The sequence below is a fragment of the Dellaglioa sp. CoH-57-MRSF-19 genome, from assembly GCF_056781975.1.
In genome coordinates, this window is the sequence record NZ_JBXAXW010000001.1 from 241,818 (window position 1) to 261,625 (window position 19,808).

Consider the following 19,808-nt stretch of genomic DNA (forward strand, 5'->3'; position numbering starts at 1 on the left):
TTTTGTTATTTCTCATTCTTATTGAGTGTAATTAAGTACATTGTCATGAAGATGGCGATTAAAACCATGACTGTCCCAAAAAGTGGCGTCATACCTAATCCGAGATTAGAAACAACTTGTCCACCAATTAAAGAGCCTAACGTAATGCCAATATTGAAAGCAGAAATATTTAGCGACGATGCTAAAGTAATATCTTTAGGGGTATATTTTTCAGCTAATTGAACAACGTATAGTTGTAATCCTGGAACATTCATAAAGGCGAATAGTCCTAAGGCCATAACGGTTAATAAACCTAGAATTGACATTTTAGCAGTAAAGAAAAGGATAAATAAGACGACTGCAAGTCCGATAAACATTTTTAATAATGCTTGGAGCGGATTATGGTTTGCTAAACGGCCGCCAATCGTATTTCCAAGGGCAACCATCAATCCGTAGACGATTAAAATGATAACAACAGCACTTTCACTGTAACCCATTGAAGTTTCTAAGAGTGGCGTAATATACGTATAAACAACGAATGTCCCACCGTAACCTAAGGCGGTTAATGATAACGTAATCAATAGATATTTGTTCTTAAGGACACGGATAAAACCATGCGCATCAGATTTTCCAGGAATTGGTAAACCATTTGGTACGAGGAAAAAGTTGGCGATTAAACCAATTAGTCCAATGATACTAATAAAAATAAATGATCCATGCCAACTAGTATGTTGACCAATAAATGTACCTAAAGGAACACCGGTTACAGTTGCAACGGTTAAACCAGTAAACATGACTGAAATAGCACTAGCACGTTTTGAAGGTTCAACAACATCAGCCGCAATAACGGAAGCGATTGTCATGAATATACCGTGAGACAATGCAGAAATAATTCGACCAATTAATAAAATTGAAAAAGTTGGTGCAAATGCTGCAACTAAATTACCAACGATAAATAACGCCATGATACTTAAGAGTAATTTTTTTCGATCAAATTGGCCAGTTAAAATAGTTAGAACGGGTGCACCTATTGTGACACCGAATGCATATAATGAAACGCTAAGTCCTGCCTGACTTAATGAAATACCAAAATCTTTGACTAATAAGGGGATGAGCCCAACGCTAATAAATTCTGTTGATCCGATTGCGAAAGCACTAATAGCCAATGCTAAGAGTGTTAGGGATGGTGATATTTTTGGTTTTTCCATAAGTTTGTAAAGCCTCCTTGATTTTTGTTGGAATAATGCTACAATTTATGATTATACGTGTACGCAACAATAAGACAATAACGTACTAAAAAGTGCTATAGGAACTTTTTAGTGCCTATAGGAGGAAGAATGGAAGATAAAACATATAATATTGGTGTTGAAGCGACTTTAGAAGTCATTGGCGGAAAATGGAAAACAATTATTTTATGCCATTTACGTGGTGGAAAAAGAAGAACTAGTGAGCTGAAACGTGCAATTCCGAAAATAACCCAAAAAATGTTAACGCAACAATTACGTGAATTGGAAGCCGATGGGATTATCTCTAGACATATCTATGAACAGGTACCACCAAAAGTAGATTATCAATTGACTGAATATGGTGAGTCTTTGAGTACTATATTAAATAAATTGTGTGTTTGGGGCGAAAAACATGTTGATCGGTTAAATGAGCAAGACCAACATGTTGTTTTAATGAATCGAGATAAAGTGTCATAACTGTCATTATTGATTGCTATTCGAGAAATGTAGCTGGCAGTTACTGTTGTTCATATGTTATGGCATAATCTGGTAATTGCTGTATAATAATCATTTACAGTTATTTATAAAAATTATTGAAAGAAAGTATGAGAATTAAATGTTAGCAAACTTATATGGACCATTTTTTGATCTAAACAATTGGAAAACAGTTGTCGAATCAAGTAGTGATTGGATAATTATCCTATCATTAGCAGTAATCGAATGCTTATTATCAGTGGATAACGCAATTGTATTAGCTGCACAAACACAAAAATTACCAAGTAAAAAAGAACAAGAAAAAGCATTATTTTACGGATTATGGGGTGCATATATTTTCCGGTTCATCATTATTGGAATTGGAACATTTTTAATTGATTTCTGGGAAATTAAAGTAATTGGCGCTGGGTATCTTATTTACCTATCAGCCCATTATTTCTTTTCAAAAATTAAAACGCCAAAACCTAAATCAGAGAAAAAAAGTAATGGACGAAAAGGTCCATTCTCATTGTTTTGGTCAGTTGTTATTTCAATTGAGATGATGGATATTGTTTTTTCAATTGATTCTGTCTTAGCATCGTTAGCAATTTCGACAAATCCAGTCATTGTTTTAATCGGTGGGATGTTTGGAATTTTAGCCATGCGTGGGATTGCGACATTGATTATGAAGTTGATGAAGGTTGTTCCGGAGTTAGAATCAATGGCTTACTTGCTAATCGCATTAATTGCGGTGAAGTTATTCCTTTCTATCCCTCAAATTGGTATCGAAGTTTCAGCAGTACTTTTTGCTGGAATTGTTTTTGGGGCTATTATATTAACGACTTTAATTCATATGTATAATATTCAGAATAAAAAATAACGAAACGAAGGCGATAAAATGGTCACAAAAGTAACAGATAAAACGCTCGCGGAACATACAGATTCCGGATTAACAATTGTTGATTTATGGGCTCCTTGGTGTGGTCCATGTCGTATGATGGAACCTGTTATTGATGAATTAGAACAAGAATTCAAAGATGATATGCAATTTGTAAAGTTGAATATTGATGAAAATAAAGAAACAGCATTGGAATATGATGTCATGAGTATTCCGAGTTTTCTATTATTTAAAGATGGCAAAGCAATTGAAAAAGTTGTTGGTTATCATGATAAGAGTAAATTTTCAAAGTATTTAAGTGAAAAAGTTGCTCAAAATAAAGCAGTATAAATAAAATCCCACTACAAATTTTGTAGTGGGATTTTATTTTAGGCTTAACTATTATTAATGGCAGTCGTAACCTTAAAGGTGCATACTAAAGAAAATTATAAAAGGAGATTATTATGAAAAAAATTGGGTTTATTGGAACGGGCGTTATGGGCTCAGCAATTGTTAGTTATTTATTGAAAGCGAACTATGAAGTAACCGTGTTTAATCGAACCAAATCAAAGACAGATGACTTAGTTAGCCAAGGGGCAATATGGGCTGATTCGCCACAATTGGTTGCGGCTAAAAGTGATATTATCTTCTCGATGGTTGGTTTTCCTGCAGATGTAGAAGCAATATATTTTGAAGAAAATGGTATTTTTGCTGGTGCTAAAAAAGGCGCAATTGTAGTTGATATGACAACAAGTACACCAACACTAGCGAAAAAAATTGGTGATTACGCGGAAACTCATGAGTTGTTTGCGTTAGATGCACCTGTTTCTGGTGGTGATATTGGTGCAAAGAATGCGAAGCTAACAATTATGGTTGGTGGACACAGTGATGTATATGAACAAGTGAAACCTATTTTTGAAAAGATGGGAACAACAATTGCCTTGTTTGGTGGTTATGGATCAGGCCAACATGTAAAAATGGCTAATCAAATTATGATTGCTGGAACAATGACCGGAATGACTGAGCTGTTAGTTTACGCTAAGGCAGCAAACTTAGACTTGGAAAGTGTCATTAAAACAGTTGGCGGGGGAAGTGCAGCAAATTGGAGTTTAGACAATTATGCGCCCCGAGTTTTAAGTGATGACTATACACCAGGATTCTTTGCAAAACATTTTCTTAAAGATTTGCGTATTGCATTAGACGAAGCAGAAAAAATGAATATTAATCTACCCGCAACAAAAGAAGCTAAAGTACTATATGAAAAATTAGTTGATGAAGATGGATTAGGTAATGACGGTACACAAGCATTAGTTAAATTGTGGTGGAAATAAATAAGTCGATACAACTAATAAATAAGACCATTTCAATATGAGATAGTCTTATTTATTTTTGATGATTTTAACCAGCCAATTTGTAATAAGTAATAAAAACAGCATCAAAATAGTAATTAGACCAATAGATAAGGCAAATTTTGATAGTAGAGTCATCATTAAAGTCTGGTGATTAAATAGAGTTAAGAAATAATAAAAGATAATGATTAAAAGTGCTAATAAACTGAATCCAAGACCAAATCCTTTTCTATCTGCTGAGCTTAAATCAAAACCACCAATTGTAATAGATGTTGTGATTAACAACCACAGGATAAGTCTTAATGACCAAGATTGAAATAACGAGGTGAATAGGTTAAATAACGATTGAGTATTAAATGCTTGGTTAACTAGCATTGTTGATAGTAGATTAAAAGAGTGAGGTAGCAGTAGAATAAAAAGGCCAATAATTACGATTGAACAGCCAATGATGGGCGCAATACCGGCCATTGCTTGTCCAATTTTACCACGCATATTTTTAGGTGAGCTATAACGAACGAATCCAAGTGAGTTATCACCAATTTCGGGATGTGGACGTTTAATTAATTTAACTTCAATGGCGTGAAATCCAAATAAAAAAGCCATTATAGCATGACTTGCTTCATGGATAATAATACCCAATGAACCCAAGTATAATTGTTGATTTAATGATAATTGTTTTTTTGTATTACTGTTCACAGCTGTTAGTAAAAAAGCAGCTACAAGAAGTGGTATAACACTAAGAAAAATCAATGTTATTAGCGTATAAATGGTTTGCATCCTTAAGACCTCCTTCGTGATTAAAATATTAGCACGATTCTTAATATTTAGAAACAAAAAAGAGACTGCTGGGAAGGCAGTCTCTAGGGAGTAAGTTGTAGAGCTAATAAATTAGCTCTCTCTCTCATTACTTTGGAGGAGAAATGAAAAAGTATAAAGGTTAGTTATTTATGTTGTTTTGGGATAAGTTCAATATACAACATGAACCTTAAAATAACCTTAACATTAAGAAAAAATTTAAAAATAATCAAAAGTTTTTTTGGAATGCGCTTTCAATTACATTATATGTCCTTTATAATATTGGTATAGACCTTAATAATATTTAGGAGGAATAATAATGGGAAAATTAGGTATTTCAATTTATCCAGAACGATCAAATTATAATGATGATACAGCATATTTAGATTTGGCATGTAAATACGGGTATAAAAGAGTCTTTACGAGTTTACTCCAAGTGACAGATGGTAAAGATAAGGTATTATCAGAATTTAAAAAGACAGTTGCTTACGCAAATAAACTTGGTATGGAAGTAATGGTTGATATCAATCCTGATTTATTTGAACAACTAAATATTAGTTATCAAGATTTAAAATTCTTTGACGATATGGGTGCATATGGTGTTCGATTAGATTTAGGATTTACAGGTGCAGAAGAAGCAGCAATGACACGCAATCCATATGACTTAAAAATAGAAATAAATATGAGTTCTGGGACTAACTATGTGGATAACATTATGAGTTATTCACCAAAAAGAGAGAACTTATTAGGTTCACATAATTTTTATCCACATGAATACACAGGATTAGAGTATAACTTTTTTGTAGCTTGCAGTGAGAAATTTAAAAAATACAATTTAAATACGGCAGCTTTTGTTAATGCTAAGTCAGCTACTTTTGGACCTTGGCCAACTGCTGATGGACTATGTACATTAGAGGATCATCGACATTTAGATATTGCCACACAAGTTAAACATATGGTGATGACAGATTTAATTGATGATGTGATTATCGCAAACGCGTACGCTTCAGAAAATGAATTAAAAGCAGCATCAGAAGCATTCAACGCCAATTATCCGACGATTAAAATTGAAACGGCAGATGATATTACTGAGGTTGAAAAAGTAGTATTATTTGATAATATTCATAGTTACCGCGGAGATCGTTCAGCGTATCTTTTACGTTCGACAATGACACGGGTTGTGTATAAAGATAAAGAATTTCCTGCACATAATACAAAATTAATTAAGCGTGGTGACGTCTTAATTGATAATGAAGGTTATGGACAATATAAAGGTGAAACACAAATTGCTTTAAAAGAAATGAAAAATGATGGTCGTGTAAATATTGTTGGGCATATTATAGATGATGAATTATTCTTACTCGATTTTTTGAAACCATGGAGTCAATTTAAACTAAGCCAAGATTAGCCTAAATGGATCACTAGATAATTTCTAGTGGTCCATTTTAATTTGGTATTAACTAGATAATTCGGTAAAATGAAGTAGTAAATGTAAAATTGATAAGAAGGTCATAAAATGAATTATATAATTGTTGCATTGTTTGCTTTTTTTGGTGGAATAAGTCGGTACTTACTTGGTTTAACGATTATTCAACCAAATGGATTCCCACTGGGGACATTAATGATTAATGTCGTAGGGTGCTTTATTTTGGCGTTCTTAGTTCAGTATATTGAAACAACCGAAAAAGTCCCAGATTGGTTAACTTTGGGGATAAAAACAGGTTTTATAGGTGCTTTTACAACGTTTTCAACATATAGTTTGGAAGCTGTAAAGTTAATAGAGACGCAACAATGGGGCTATGCACTCATCTATGTGTTAGTAACGATTATAGGTGGACTTTCCATGACATTACTTGGTTATTCATTAGGCAATCGGATTGGAGATTGGCGAATGGAGAGTGAACGTTCATGATGACACTATTAGTTGGGATTGGCGCTGCAATCGGTGCTATGTTAAGATATGGGATAACAAATTTAAGTAATCGATATCTAACTGATCAATTTCCAGTTGGAACGTTATTAATTAATCTGATAGGTAGTTTTATTTTAGGTCTTTTAACAGGAATTAATTTATCTAGTCCGATGTTAGTCTTACTTGGTACTGGAACAATGGGTGGTTTTACAACCTTTTCAACGTATAACTTTGAATTGGTTAAATTAATTAAAAGCCAAAAAATATCGTTATTCATGATTTATTTATTAGCTAGTTATATTGTTGGTGGCTTGATGACACTGTTAGGATTAGTTATTGGTCGCCAAATGGTTAGTTAAATTAAAGTATTCGAGCATAATGTGTGATAGGATAGTAAAAATAGGGATGTGAAATAATGAAAATTGCTGTATTAACGGATAGTTCAGCTTATCTTACAGATGAGATTGTTGAACAATTAGATATTAAAGTAGTAAATAACCCAGTATTATTTGGAAATCATGTCTATCATGAAAATGCCGATTTAACGGCAACTCAATTTTATCAATTATTAAAAACAGAAGATGTTTTACCAACAACTTCCCAGGTATCGATGGGTGAAATGGAAGAAAAATTTAAGGCACTTGCTGCTGAAGGCTATACAGATGTTATTTGTATCCATTTATCATCAGGTATTAGTGGATTAGTTGGTAATCTTGAAGCTTTCGCATCATCTGTTTCGGCCATCAATGTGCATGTTTTTGATTCGAAAATTGATTGCGCGGGGATGGGTAACATGGTTCAATTGGCTGCCACATTAGCTAATAAAGATAAAAACGTTATGGAAATACTTGAAAAGTTAGCCGAATTAAGAGAAACAACACGGGTTCTTTTTGTTGTTGATGATTTAAATCATTTAATGAGGACCGGTCGTTTATCAAATCATTCAGGTTTTGTTGGAAACATATTGAAAATTAAACCGATTTTAACTTTTGATAAAGAAGGTAAAATCGTTGCTATTGGTAAAGAACGCAAAATGAAAAATGCCTATTCTGAAATTAAAGCTCAATTCTCAGAAGCAACACGTTCACTTGATTATCCAGTTCAAATTAATTTAATTGATGCGAATAATCCGGAACTTCAAGCTGAATGGGGACAAGACTTGAGAACTAGTTTTCCTAAAATGAAATTTGAATCGGGTTATATTGGACCACTTGTCGGTGTTCACACAGGTGAAAAATGTTTAGGATTAATCTGGTCGAGAGATTGGAAAAGTCTAATAGATTAAATAAAGAAAACGGTTTTATTATGAATTATTATTCATAATAAAACTTTTTTTTGTATAACAAACGAAAATGTTCTGATAATATTCAAAAATAATTCATAATTATTAGCTATGCTTATTCTTATCAAATAATTTAAGAGAATATGGAGGTAATAAATATGAATTTTTTTAAACGTGCTTTATTAAATCTTAAAGCAAAAAAAGGACGATCTTTTTTACTTGTATTAGTTATGTCAGCTATTATGTTATTCGTTTTAGCAGGATTAATTATTCAAAATGCAGCAACAACTGCGGCAAATGATGCGAAGAAGAGTGCGGGTGCAACGGTGACATTATCAGCTAATCGAGATAAAGCTTTTAGCGAGATGAAAACTTCAAGCTCAAAAACCACTAAACCATCATTAAACTTAGCTGGGGTAACAGTCGCAACAGCTAAAAAAGTTGGTGCATTAAGCAATGTGAAGAGTTACAGTATCACCACTTCAACTACAGCTAATGCTTCTTCATTTGATGCCATTAAAACAACATCGACCTCAAGTCAAAGTGGTGGGATGGGCGGCAAGAAAATGGCAACTTCTGCAACAACGGGTGATATTTCTATTTCCGGTGTAAGTTCAACGGCTAGTGCACTAAATACTAGTGGTGCCAAAATTACAAAAGGTCGTGGTTTAAATTCGAGTGATTTAAATACTAAAAACGTTGTGATTGAATCAGAACTTGCTTCTACTAACCATATTTCTGTGGGCAATACAATTACAATGAAATCAACTGGTGGTACGAAGTATAAAGTTGAAGTTGTCGGTATTTATAAAGCTAGTTCAACTAGTTCTACAAGTATGGGTGGGCCAGGAGCTACTGATCCATCAAATACTATTTATACAGCTTACACATTTGCGAATACTTTAAAAGGTAGTAAGTATAAAGATACGGCCGATTCAGTTGTGTATACATTAAGTGATCCAGCCAAGTCAGAAACTTTCACAAAAGCAGCTAAGAAATTAATTAACACATCTAAATTTTCAATGTCAACAAACGATAGTACTTATCAATCAATGCTGACACCATTGAATAATGTTAAGAGTTTTGCCCAAAAAATTGTTCTATTAGTCGCAGTTGCAGGAACTATCATTCTTGCCTTAATTGTTATTTTAATGATTAGAGAACGTCGCTATGAAATTGGTGTCCTCCTATCATTAGGTGAAAAACGTTGGAAAGTTATTGCACAATTCTTTGTTGAAATGTTTATGGTTCTACTCGTGTCATTAGTTGTTGCCGGAATTGGTGGGAAATTCGTTGGTAATGCAGTAGGTGATCAATTGATAAGCCAACAAACAACGACATCTACAACAGCTACAACTTCAAATGATATGCAAGGTGGAGGCGGTGCGCCAAGTGGTACTAAAGGTGGACAATTTGGTGGAACAGATCCAAGTGGTATACCAGGGCAGTCAGCGACAACTAAATCTGAGAAATTAAAGAATCTAAGCACAACTGTAAGTATCAAAGATTTGGCAGAATTAGGTGGTATGGGTCTGGCAATTATCTTTATCTCGATTATGTTAGCATCGTTAGGTATTTTACGACTTGAACCCAAGAAAATTCTGATTTCATAAATAATAGAAAGGAGTGATTAAATGATTGAAATTAAAGATGTCGCGTATTGGTATGAAAATAAGGATAACCCCTTATTTGAAAAGGTTAATTTAACTTTTGAAAGAAGTAAATCATATGCAATTGTCGGTAGTAGTGGCTCAGGAAAAACAACATTTCTCTCACTAATTGCTGGTTTAGATAAACCAAAATCTGGAGAAATTATATATGAAGGTGAGGCAATCAATAAAATCGGATTAACTCATTATCGAAATAAAGATGTCTCGATTATCTTCCAATCCTATAATTTATTTACTTATATGTCAGCGTTGGAAAACTTAATGACTGCGATGGACATTACCGGAGCAACACATGCTGGTGATAAACAATATGCCTTTGATATGTTGAAAAAAGTTGGTATTGATGAGGATATGGCTAAGAAGAACGTTCAACATCTTTCTGGTGGGCAACAACAGCGAGTCGCTGTTGTCAGAACGATGTGTTGTGACGCACGATTAGTCGTAGCTGATGAACCGACCGGTAATTTGGATGAAGTTAATACGAAAGAAATTATTGAATTACTTCAAGATTTAGCTAAATCACAAGATAAATGTGTCATCATTGTAACGCATGAACCAGATGTTGCTAAAATGTGTGATACGCAATATGTATTGAAGGACCGTGAGTTTCAAGTTATAGAGTAAGAAATAGCCATATGTATAAGGAAAACTTATACATATGGCTATTTTAGTTGATTGATATTTAATTTATCGTAGTTGCTTCTTATCATTAAAAAATTGTTTATATGAAAGATAACAAACACTAATTGATGAGATACTTGTTGCTGAAAGTAACATGAAAGTGACCATGATTTGGTATTTAATCGCAAAGACAGGATCAACACCGGCGAAGATTAACCCAGACATCATTCCAGGTAAACTAACGATACCAACCGTTTTAGCTGAATCAATAGTAGGCGACATCCCTGTTTTGATACTTTCACGGATAATAGGGTATGCTGCTTGTTTGAGATCTGCACCGAGTGCTAGTTTTTCTAAAATCTGTTGGCGTTGATCACGGAAATTACTGTTAAGGTTACGGTAACAAAGACCAATCGCAACCATTGAATTACTAGCAATCATACCAGTAATTGGAATAATTTGTGAAGGAATAAATTTAAGCGTTCCAGCTAGTAGTAAAAGGCCAAGTGTAACGGACGTACTACAAAAAATGGCAATGAACGAAATACGAAAACTATGTGGAATTCCTGCGCTTTTTTTATGTGCACTATACGCAGCGTTAAAGAAAACAATGAACATCATAACTAAAGTTAGAATAATATTATTAATATTAAAGACGTACTTTAAAATGTATCCGACGATGACTAATTGGATAATTGCACGAATGACACTATAAATAATATCTTTTGCTAGGCCTAATTTTTCTTTATATACAATTCCTAGTGAGACAAGTACTAATGAAAAAGCGAAAACGAGAGAAAGATTATTAACGGCTAAATTATGCATGTCTAACCTCCGTTATTTTTCCGGCCTCGATATTAATTAATTGATCAGCCAGTTTTATTTCATTATCATCATGAGTAACAGCGATAATAGTGATTTTATTTGAGTCATTTAAACGATTAATTAATGCGTGTATAATGTTTTTACTTTCTGAATCTAAAGCACTTGTGATTTCATCAAGCAGTAAGATTTTGGGTAAAAAGATTAAATTACGAATTAAGGCAACACGTTGCTTCTCGCCACCAGATAGTTCATTTATTGATTTCTGAAGATAACTGCTGGGTAAGCCTACGGATTCTAATTCAGAAATGGCACGAGATTCATCGAAGTCTTGCTTACGAACGATATAAGGAAACTCCAGATTGTCTTTAACGGTTTCGCCGAATAAAACGGGGGTTTGGAAGCAATAAGAAACAATCCGACGATATTCGATTGGGTCATAACTGTCAATTGATTTTTCATTGAACTTAATATCACCAGATGTTCTTGAAATTAAACCAGCGATTAATTTCAAAACGGTACTTTTACCGCTTCCAGATGGACCGGTGATTGTTAAAAAGTCTCCAGGGTTTACTTGAAAAGAGATGTGGTTCAAGATTGATTGGTTACTAAGTTCTAGTGAAATATCTTGTAAATCAATAATAGGTTGCATAGTAGGACCGCCTTTCTGATATAACTCATTTTCAGATTACCATGTTTAGCTGTGGGAATAAAGAAAAGTATTTTAGAGAATCTAAGCATATAGATTTAAAAACCTAATAGTAGTAAAAAAGCTAACATCGCTTAGATGTTAGCTTAGTAAATCTATTTCTGATAACTAATTAATTCGATTATATGCTGATCTGGATCTGAAATTGTAATCGATTGTGCATTTTTAACATCTTGCTTTTCAATCGGGCCAGAGATAATAGTCACAAAATAATTTTTCAAGTGATTTTCCATAGCGGTCATTGAATCACTAACGACGAAACTAAGTGTCATTGGAATAACATTAGTTGATGGCTCAAAAATAATTTTTTGATGGCCAAAATGAACAGTAGGTAACTCACTATTTTCAATCATAGTCATATCAAAAACTTCATGATAAAAACGTAAACTTCTTTGGACATCAGTTACGGGAATTGTGATTGCTTCAAAACGTTTAACTTTCATAAAATAAGAAACCTTCTTTTTATTGTTTTTTAATTTGTTTATTAAAGAAACTGAATAGGAATACAGTACTGATGACGACAATGATTAATTCTGTGACGGGTAAAGCAACCCAAACACCAGTTAAGTTGAAGAAGTGGGCAAAAATAAATAATAAGCCTAGTAGTAAGACATAACCGCGCAAGATAGCTAGAATAAGTGCATGTTTGGGTTCGCCAATCGCTGAGAAAAACATGCTAAACACAACATTAAGGGATGATCCAAATAAGCTTAAGAAGTAGATTGGAATGCCTATTTCAGCATAATGGATTAACTCTTGGTTGTTACTATTATTGAATAATGCAATAATAGGATCTTTTTCAAAGGTCAATGTAAGGTATAAAATTGTGCCAATAATAAAACTAACAATTAACCCAAAACGTAATATTTGCTTAACTTCTGGCCAATTCCGAATTCCAAATTCTCGACTGAGTAAAGGCTGAATTCCTTGGGCAACACCATTAAAAAGTGATAAAGCGACTAAGACGATGTTTGCGATAATTCCATAGGCTGCGACAGCTGTATTTCCCGCTAAACTTAAAATGACAAGGTTGAAAGCAAAAATGCTGACACCTGTACTCATTTCAGTTAGAAAGACAGGGAACCCGAATTGAACAACTTTTTTTATTGTCTTAAAGTGAATAGACGTTCGTTGGAGCGTTAAAAGACGTCCTTCCTTTTTACGATGGAAGGTTAATATAGCTAAAGCAACAATTGGAGAAACAGCAGTTGCCATTGCAGCACCACCCATACCAAGATGTAATGGGTACATAAAAATATAATCAAAAATGATATTGAATAAACTAGATACTAACATGGCAACCATCGATAAATGTGGATTATTATCGTTTCGAATGAAACTTAAAACGAGATAATTACAAGCAAAGAATGGTGCAGCTAGCAAAATATAAGTTAGGTATTCAGCAGCTAATTTGTAAGTTCCTGCGTTTGCACCTAAAAAATAGAGTAAAGGTTTCATGAATAAAAAGCCTAAGACTGAGAAAGCTAGGCCGAAAATAATCCCAACAATTAAAACCTGTGTGAAAATTTTTTGACTCGCTTTTTGATCCTTAATCTTTAAAATAGAAAATAAAGTTGCACCACCAATTCCGAGTAACAACCCGACGCCATTTAATAAATTAAAGAGGGGTAATACAATATTTAAAGCCGCTAAACCAGTTGTTCCAACCGCATTAGCAATGAAATATGTATCTGCCAGAAGATACACAGATAAACCTAAAGTACTTAAAACGTTCCGTGTGACGTAACCTGAAAGTTCACGACGGATAGAAACCGTTTGATTATTCATTTTGAGCTCCTTATCGGTACCTATTTTTTATAATCTTATAATAATGGACAATAAAAAATAGGTACCAACATCCTTCATTAAAAAATGGCCTCTTGGATGTGATAACTATTATTTTTGTAAAACCCGGCGATTTTACACTGTTTTGACTGTCTTTATTCTAGCAACTATTATTCAAAATAGCTAGGACAAACAACTAAATAATAGTCAAAGTAGCTGACTAATCCATTTGATAAAAAGTCGATAGAGGCTTATCTTATGTTATAATTGTAAAGGATACTTAATGGACAGCGACTAGAAAGAAGGGTTTAACAGTGGCAACAACATTGCGATTAGCACCACTATTTACTAATCATATGGTTATGCAACAAGATCAGACAACACGTTTTTTTGGTTATGCAGAACCCAATCAAGAAGTAACTGTAACGATTTCAATGGGCGGTAGCGAAGATACAATTGAAACAGGAATTGCTGATGATACAGGATACTTTTTAATTGAAAGTATCTCATTTTTAGCACCTACAATTGTGACCGTTCTAGTTAAATCAGGAACAGATAAAATAATTTTACGCGACGTACAATTTGGAGATGTATTCTTGATTGCTGGACAATCAAATGCTAACTTCAAAATGGCTAAAGATGATGAATTTGATCATAATAAAACAATGCCAATGATGAATTTACGTTTTATCAATATACCTGAAAAGCAATCAACAGAAGAAAATCCATGGCAAATTGTTGATGAAGAAAATATTGGTAACGTTACAGCATTAGGCTATTATATGGCTAAGAAGGTTCGTCAATATGATGAATACACACCAATTGGCCTTGTATTATGTGCTAAAAATGGGACTTCAGCTGCAAGTTGGGTATCAGAAAGTACACTAATAAATAACGAGACTTTAAAAGCAGCTTATGTTGATACTAAAATTCCAAGTTTAGAAGAATCCGATAATTTATACGATACGATGTTATCACAAGTGGGTCCTTACCGATTTAAATTGTTAACTTGGTATCAAGGTGAACGAGATGCAGGAATAGATACAAAACATTATGGGTTACTTTTGAAAAAATTAATCCGTGAATGGCGCAAAACGCTTAAACAAAATAAATTACCAACTTATATTATTCAGTTACCACAATATAATCATAAGATAGCTAATTCATGGGCTGAAATTCGCGATGCACAACAAAAGTTTGCAGCAACAGAAAATCGGGTTTACTTAGTTACAGCTATGGATGAAGATTCAGCTAACGAGATTCATCCAAGTAGTAAAAGACAATTAGGTTATCGTGTAATCGAATTATATTCTAATTTTGGTAAATTCGATGAAATGCAAACAAGTCCACAATTATCTGAAATTTCAGCTGATGTAAAACAAATGCGTCTTAACTTTTCAAATTGTGAACAACTTGAAACAACAAATGATATTGATTTAAAATGGATCATGCCAGGGGATGTTTTAAAACCTGCAGTGATTGATTTAGGTACAAATGATATCAAGATTCGATTAGAAGAAGAATCAATTGGCTTACAGTATGCATATGCAAATGTAACTTCTGCCGGCTTATGGAACGAAAACCATATTCCAGTTAGTCCTTTTAAAATCTACTTTGATTAATCTTAATAAGTTCTAAATAAAGCAGCCTTACAATTTAAAATTGCAAGGCTGCTTTATTTTAGTTAGTCAATCAAAAAGGCAACTGACTGATATGGAGCTAACGTCATAGCTGTTTCTAATTTGATATCGGTTGGATAATTATTGATGACAGTTGATATTTCCCCGGTAAATGCAGGTAAAGTAATCGTTGTCGTTGTACCATAGAAATTATTTAAAACAATTAAACGTTGATTTTTTAGTATTCTTTGGTAAGCAAAAACTTGAGTATCGTCCATTAAAAGAGGTTGATAATCACCAACAGAGACAATTGGCAGAGTCTTACGTAATTTAATTAGTTGTTGATAGTAATTAAATATTTCGCCGCGTACTAATTCATTTTGAACGTTGACGATAGACTGATTCATTGGCATCAACCATGGTTTTTCAGCTGAGAACCCTGCATACTCAGAGTTATTCCATTGCATGGGAGTACGACTATTATCACGAGATTTTGCTTGAATAATGTCTAAGGCTTCAGTTTCACTGAGTCCTTTCGCTAATAATGTTGGGTAAATGTTTTTGGTTTCAATATCATTATAATCAGATAAATGCTGATATTGAGGATCGCTCATCCCAATTTCTTCTCCCATATAAATAAAAGGCGTTCCACGTAATAAATGAATAGTTGTCGCTAGCATTTCGGCAGATTTTTCACGAAAATGGACGGGATCACCAAAACGATTAATAGCACGAGGCTGATCATGATTATTCCAAAATAAAGCGTTCCAACCATGACCAGCTGTCATACCTAATTGCCAATCATTTAGAATGTTTTTTAAACTCATAAAGTCAAAAGGCATCGTCGTCCATTTATTTCCATGGGTATAGTCAACTTTTAAATGGTGGAAGGTAAAGACCATTGATAACTCGTTGTTTTTGCCTAACGTGTATTCAATACAATTATCGATTGAAGTAGAAGACATTTCACCAACGGTCACAGCATCAGGGTCTTGACCAAAACTAGATTCGTTAAGTTCTTGTAGATATTGATGAACTATTTTTTTATCTGTATACATAAGTCTACTATCAGTACCATAAGGTGCATCAAGTAAATTGACATCTTTACCGATGACATTGATAACGTCGAATCGGAAACCTTTAACACCTTTGTTGCGCCAAAAATTAACAATCTTGGCCATTTCTTTTCGAACTGCTGGATTATGCCAATCTAAGTCTGCTTGAGTTGGGTCGTAGAGATGAAGGTAGTACTTACCCGTATTTCCGAAAGCTTCCCATGCAGGACCACCAAATTTAGAATCCCAATTAGTTGGAAGCGAGCTATCTGGTTTTGCTCCACGAATATAATAGTAAGCCATATATTTTGGATCACCTTTTAGCGCTTTTTGGAACCATTCATGTTCAGTTGATGTATGGTTAAAAACCATATCCATCATGACATCGATGCCTACAGATTTTAGCTTGGTAACAAGTTCATCAAAATCAGCCATAGTACCAAACTTAGGATCAATATGATAATAATCTGAGATATCATAGCCATTATCATTTTGTGGTGATATGAAAAAAGGATTAAACCAAATCATATCAATATTGAGTTGTTTTAAATAAGGTATTTTAGCGATAATCCCTTGTAAATCGCCCAGGCCATCATTGTTACTATCATAAAATGATTTTGGGTAAATTTGATAAATAATTTTATCTTCAAATGTCATCGTTATTCTCCTATTAGTTATATTTTCTTCGTCCGTCGTGCAAAATCAACAAAACTAAAACGATCTGAGCGGTGAATAGCTTCGGTAATCTGAAATAAACGACTATCTTGTAAATAGGTTTCACTTCTTATGACAACAACAGATTCTGTTTTTGGAATGTTTAATAATTTTTGGATAGTTGTATCTGCTGGTTCAACTGTAATTTTTTTAATAGCATAACTGATTTCTAAGCCTAATTTATTTTCAAAATAATCATAAAGCGAATTTTGGGCAACTGCTAAAGGTATCTCAGGTACGATATCTGAAAGTATGTAGTCACGATCAATAACACTGGGTTCATTTTTAACAAGTCGTAGACGTTCAATAAATGTCGCTTTATCGCCAACAACAGACTTAGGTGCAAAACTCTCTATAGGAATAGTTGTGACAAGTAACTGTCTAACTTGTGTTTCCGAATTCATTTGAAGAGACTTATTCAGTTCCTCATATGAAGTAATACCTGAGACGGGAAAAGCGAATCGTTGAATATCTAAAACAAGCGATCCTTTGCCTCGAATTTTTTGAATATAGCCATTGGTTAGTAAATTTTGGAGAGCCTTTCGAATTGTTTCGCGAGAAGTACCGTATAAATGGCTCAATTGAATTTCACTAGGTAGGAATGTTCCTGATGCGTAAATATTATGTGTGATTTTAGTGACAAGATCTTGATAAATACCTAAATGTTTATTTTGGTTCGTCATAATAGTCACCTCCAATGATAAGGTTATTTTAACATAAACATTCTAGTCTATACAAGTATATATAAATGTTAATTTAAAAGAAAAGAAAGCGTTGACATCCTGTATAGACAGGTTTATTATAAGGATAACTTGAAAACGCTTAATCGCTGTAAGCGAATCTAGTTAAATAAATTAAAAAAAATGGGGGAGAGAACAATGTCGATTTTTAAAAGAAAACAAAAGGTAAATGATGATAAGTTTTACGCACCAGCAACTGGGGAGTTAATTGATTTAGAAAATGTGAGCGATTCTGTTTTTGCTCAAAAATTAATGGGTGATGGCTTCGGATTTAAACCAACCGCAGGGGAAATTTATAGTCCAGTATCTGGAACTATAACATTGGTTGCATCAACAAAACATGCTATCGGATTCACGATGGATAATGGACTTGAAATTTTATTACACATGGGTGTTGATACGGTTGATTTAAAAGGTGCACCATTTGATATTAATATTAAAAAAGGTGCTCGTGTTCATGGTGGTGAATTACTTGGGACTATGGATTTAACACAAGTTTCTGAAGCACAATTAGACAATGTTTTAATGGTAGTAATTACAAATACACAAGATAAATTAGACAAATTAACATTATCGGAACCACAACCTTTTGAAGGTGGCACGGAAGTGGGATCTGGTACTGCAAAAGGGGAGGAATAGTTATGGCAAAAGATTACACACAATTAGCTACAGACATTATCAAACAAGTCGGTGGTAAAGAGAATATTAAGAGTTTAATCCATTGTATTACGCGGTTACGATTTTACTTAGTTGATGAAAGTAAAGCAGACGATGAAGTGATTAAAAATTTAACAGGTGTAATTGATGTTCGTCATGCTGTTGGACAATATCAAGTTGTTATTGGACCAGCTGTTACTGATGTCTATGATGCAGTTATTGCACAATTAGGAACATCATACGCAGGTGGCGAGGTCGATGCTGCCGATGATGCACCAGCTGAGGAAAAACCAACAACATTCCGTGGAAAATTGAATGCTGGATTTAATACTTTGATTGGTGTTATCACAGGTTCTATGATGCCAGTAATTGGATTATTGGCTGCTAGTGGTATTTTAAAAGGATTACTTCAAATGGCTGTCGATTTTCGTTGGACAGAAGCCACATCACAGACTTACATTTTCTTATCAGCCATGGGAGATTCAGCATTCTATTTCTTACCTATTATTGTTGGATTCACAGCTGCACAGAAGTTAAAATCTGATCCAATTATTATGGCTATTGTTGGTGGTGTCTTGGTATATCCTTCACTTTTTGGTATTGCAACAGGAACAAAAGTGTTTGGACAACTTTTGGGGATGTCATTAAATACTAACTTATTTGGGATTCCAATTCATATGGTTAACTATACTTACAGTATTTTCCCAATTATTGCTGGAGCATGGTTAGCACATTATGTTGAAAAAGGACTCAAAAAAGTTATTCCACAAGTTTTACGAATGATTTTTGTACCATTGTTAGAAGTTATGATCGTTTCGGCCGCTATTATCATTATTGTTGGACCTATTATTACGTTAATTAGTACAGGTATTTCTATTATTTTAAACACAATTTTAACAGCAAACTACCCAATTGCAGGTTTTGTTATTGGTGGATTATATCAATGTTTAGTTATCTTTGGTTTACATTGGGCAGTTGTTCCTTTAATCGCAAACGATATTGCTTCAAAAGGCTACAGCTACTTAAATGCAATTGTTTCAATTACAATGGTAGCTCAAGGTGCTGCTGTAATGGCAGTTATGATTAAATCAAAAATGGCTAACATTAAAGAATTATCTGGTGGTGCAGTTATTGCAGCATTCAGTGGTATTACAGAACCAGCTATTTATGGGATTACCTTAAAATATGGGCGTGTCTTCTTAGCAGCTAATATTGGTGGTGCAGTTGGTGGATTAGTAGCCGGACTATTAAACGTTAATATGTACGGATTTACTGGTTCATTAATCGGATTCCCTTCATTCTTTACACCTTTAAAGTTTGGTGGAGGAATGAGTAACGAAATTAACTTTTGGATTGCATCAATTGTTACAATAATCGTAGCATTTGGTTGTACTTGGGTCTTTGGATTTAAAGATTCCGATGTACTTGCTGAAAAAGAAGTTAACCGTCGTAAAACAATTGGTAAAGATGCATAGAATTGTAAATTAACTAAAATGTTTATGTGATTATATAAAAATGTCAA

The 19,808-nt window shown here is 33.8% G+C and carries 19 protein-coding genes and 1 pseudogene; 12 read left to right on the forward strand and 8 right to left on the reverse strand.

Translation table 11 applies throughout. The features are described from left to right. Positions 1–5: 5 nt before the first annotated feature. Positions 6–1,187, reverse strand: coding sequence for an MFS transporter (locus AC1RO3_RS01125; protein ID WP_481760962.1), 1,182 nt, complete (start codon positions 1,185–1,187; stop codon positions 6–8). Positions 1,188–1,316: 129 nt separating this feature from the next. On the opposite strand from AC1RO3_RS01125, the gene AC1RO3_RS01130 reads away from it, so the two are divergent. The 4 genes from AC1RO3_RS01130 (at position 1,317) to AC1RO3_RS01145 (ending at position 3,887) form a co-directional block, all read left to right on the forward strand. After that, entirely contained in the window at positions 1,317–1,682 is a 366-nt protein-coding gene (locus AC1RO3_RS01130) for a winged helix-turn-helix transcriptional regulator (protein ID WP_409021715.1), read from the forward strand. A gap of 139 nt (positions 1,683–1,821) precedes the next feature. Then, positions 1,822–2,559, forward strand: coding sequence for a TerC family protein (locus AC1RO3_RS01135; protein ID WP_481760961.1), 738 nt, complete (start codon positions 1,822–1,824; stop codon positions 2,557–2,559). Positions 2,560–2,577: 18 nt separating this feature from the next. Continuing rightward, positions 2,578–2,907 carry a thioredoxin gene (trxA, locus tag AC1RO3_RS01140; protein WP_481760960.1) on the forward strand — a complete coding sequence of 110 codons (330 nt, stop codon included), beginning with the start codon at positions 2,578–2,580 and terminating at the stop codon, positions 2,905–2,907. A 113-nt stretch (positions 2,908–3,020) separates the two neighbouring features. Beyond that, positions 3,021–3,887 carry an NAD(P)-dependent oxidoreductase gene (locus AC1RO3_RS01145; RefSeq protein ID WP_481760959.1) on the forward strand — a complete coding sequence of 289 codons (867 nt, stop codon included), beginning with the start codon at positions 3,021–3,023 and terminating at the stop codon, positions 3,885–3,887. 48 nt (positions 3,888–3,935) lie between these two features. Here AC1RO3_RS01145 and AC1RO3_RS01150 read toward each other — a convergent pair whose 3' ends face one another. Continuing rightward, positions 3,936–4,682 carry a hypothetical protein gene (locus AC1RO3_RS01150; protein ID WP_481760958.1) on the reverse strand — a complete coding sequence of 249 codons (747 nt, stop codon included), beginning with the start codon at positions 4,680–4,682 and terminating at the stop codon, positions 3,936–3,938. Between the two features lie 337 nt (positions 4,683–5,019). Here AC1RO3_RS01150 and AC1RO3_RS01155 point away from each other — a divergent pair, with 337 nt between their 5' ends. The 6 genes from AC1RO3_RS01155 to AC1RO3_RS01180 all read left to right on the forward strand — a co-directional run bounded on the left by AC1RO3_RS01155 (position 5,020) and on the right by AC1RO3_RS01180 (position 10,188). After that, a complete protein-coding gene (locus tag AC1RO3_RS01155) occupies positions 5,020–6,108 on the forward strand; it encodes a DUF871 domain-containing protein (protein ID WP_481760957.1) in 1,089 nt (362 codons plus the stop codon). A 108-nt stretch (positions 6,109–6,216) separates the two neighbouring features. After that, positions 6,217–6,612, forward strand: coding sequence for a fluoride efflux transporter CrcB (crcB, locus tag AC1RO3_RS01160; RefSeq protein ID WP_481760956.1), 396 nt, complete (start codon positions 6,217–6,219; stop codon positions 6,610–6,612). Further along, complete coding sequence (gene crcB / locus AC1RO3_RS01165) at positions 6,609–6,971, forward strand: fluoride efflux transporter CrcB (protein WP_481760955.1); 363 nt, start codon at positions 6,609–6,611, stop codon at positions 6,969–6,971. The genes crcB (AC1RO3_RS01160) and crcB (AC1RO3_RS01165) overlap by 4 nt, the downstream gene beginning before the upstream one ends. A gap of 56 nt (positions 6,972–7,027) precedes the next feature. Beyond that, entirely contained in the window at positions 7,028–7,897 is an 870-nt protein-coding gene (locus AC1RO3_RS01170) for a DegV family protein (RefSeq protein ID WP_481760954.1), read from the forward strand. Positions 7,898–8,052: 155 nt separating this feature from the next. Then, positions 8,053–9,507: an ABC transporter permease gene (locus AC1RO3_RS01175; protein WP_481760953.1), complete on the forward strand. Its 1,455-nt coding sequence runs from the start codon at positions 8,053–8,055 to the stop codon at positions 9,505–9,507. A gap of 21 nt (positions 9,508–9,528) precedes the next feature. Continuing rightward, positions 9,529–10,188, forward strand: a complete 660-nt coding sequence (locus AC1RO3_RS01180; protein WP_481760952.1) for an ABC transporter ATP-binding protein — start codon at positions 9,529–9,531, stop codon at positions 10,186–10,188. Positions 10,189–10,251: 63 nt separating this feature from the next. Here AC1RO3_RS01180 and AC1RO3_RS01185 read toward each other — a convergent pair whose 3' ends face one another. The 4 genes from AC1RO3_RS01185 to AC1RO3_RS01200 form a co-directional block, all read right to left on the reverse strand. Further along, on the reverse strand, positions 10,252–11,010 hold the full coding sequence (locus AC1RO3_RS01185) for an ABC transporter permease (protein WP_481760951.1): 759 nt from the start codon (positions 11,008–11,010) through the stop codon (positions 10,252–10,254). Beyond that, entirely contained in the window at positions 11,003–11,659 is a 657-nt protein-coding gene (locus tag AC1RO3_RS01190) for an ABC transporter ATP-binding protein (protein ID WP_481760950.1), read from the reverse strand. Before AC1RO3_RS01190 ends, AC1RO3_RS01185 begins: the two co-directional genes overlap by 8 nt. A 152-nt stretch (positions 11,660–11,811) precedes the next feature. Beyond that, positions 11,812–12,159 carry a VOC family protein gene (locus AC1RO3_RS01195; RefSeq protein ID WP_481760949.1) on the reverse strand — a complete coding sequence of 116 codons (348 nt, stop codon included), beginning with the start codon at positions 12,157–12,159 and terminating at the stop codon, positions 11,812–11,814. Positions 12,160–12,178: 19 nt separating this feature from the next. Next, positions 12,179–13,504 (reverse strand): MATE family efflux transporter, encoded by a 1,326-nt coding sequence (locus tag AC1RO3_RS01200; protein ID WP_481760948.1) that lies wholly within the window; start codon positions 13,502–13,504, stop codon positions 12,179–12,181. Between the two features lie 311 nt (positions 13,505–13,815). Between AC1RO3_RS01200 and AC1RO3_RS01205 the strand changes: the two genes are divergently transcribed. Then, a complete protein-coding gene (locus AC1RO3_RS01205; RefSeq protein WP_481760947.1) occupies positions 13,816–15,123 on the forward strand; it encodes a sialate O-acetylesterase in 1,308 nt (435 codons plus the stop codon). A 62-nt stretch (positions 15,124–15,185) separates the two neighbouring features. Here AC1RO3_RS01205 and treC read toward each other — a convergent pair whose 3' ends face one another. Both treC and treR read right to left on the reverse strand, forming a co-directional pair. Then, entirely contained in the window at positions 15,186–16,832 is a 1,647-nt protein-coding gene (treC, locus tag AC1RO3_RS01210) for an alpha,alpha-phosphotrehalase (RefSeq protein WP_481760946.1), read from the reverse strand. Positions 16,833–16,849: 17 nt separating this feature from the next. Then, complete coding sequence (gene treR, locus AC1RO3_RS01215; protein WP_481760945.1) at positions 16,850–17,572, reverse strand: trehalose operon repressor; 723 nt, start codon at positions 17,570–17,572, stop codon at positions 16,850–16,852. Positions 17,573–17,767: 195 nt separating this feature from the next. Here treR and AC1RO3_RS01220 point away from each other — a divergent pair. Next, positions 17,768–19,761, forward strand: a pseudogene (locus AC1RO3_RS01220) (PTS sugar transporter subunit IIABC). The last annotated feature ends 47 nt before the right edge of the window (positions 19,762–19,808 follow it).